General features: G+C 65.6%; 1 protein-coding gene. It reads left to right on the top strand.

Annotation, left to right across the window (positions count from 1 at the left end; translation table 11 throughout):
- Positions 1 to 328 (top strand): universal stress protein (locus tag Mterra_RS21645; RefSeq protein ID WP_147373083.1); only part of this gene is annotated, 328 nt, incomplete at its 5' end.
- Between the last annotated feature and the right edge of the window lie 256 nt (positions 329 to 584).

Genomic DNA, 584 nt, shown 5'->3' with positions numbered 1-584 from the left:
CATCCCCATGCCCCCCGCCTTCGTCCCGCGCGACATCCCCCCCGAACAGGCCGAGGTCCTGCGCCAGAGCTACGACCACGGCCTCGAGGCCCTCGTGAAGCAGGCCCGCGCCGAAGGCGTCGAGGCCCACACCCAACTCCTCCGCCGCGACGACGTGGCCGACGCCATCGTCGAAGCCGCCCAGGACCACGACTGGATCGTCATGGGCACCCACGGCCGCGGCTGGCTCGGCCGCCTCCTCCTGGGCTCCGTAGCCCAAAGAGTCGCCCTCCACTCCCCCATCCCCGTGCTGGTAGTTCCCAACCGCCCCCAAGGCCGCCCGGCGTGAGAGGAAAGGCTAATAATACCCGATTCGGTTAGTTCGTCACCGAACGGTGACGCCGCCCCGCCTTGGCGGGGCGGCCGACCGAAGTTATCCGCGTAGCGGAGGGCGGTACCGCCCCTTGGAAGGGAGACGCTTTCTTCGCCGACCGTCAGGGAGGGGTGTGCCCTGGGATTCAAAAAGATAGCCTCTGAAGATCTTTGGTTTGGATGACTATCTTTTTGAATCCGGTATAACTAGTGGCTCGTGGCTTGTAGTGGAC

This window comes from Calidithermus terrae (genome assembly GCF_003574345.1).
Classification (GTDB): Bacteria; Deinococcota; Deinococci; order Deinococcales; family Thermaceae; genus Calidithermus; species Calidithermus chliarophilus.
This window is presented reverse-complemented; position numbering and strand designations above follow the sequence as displayed.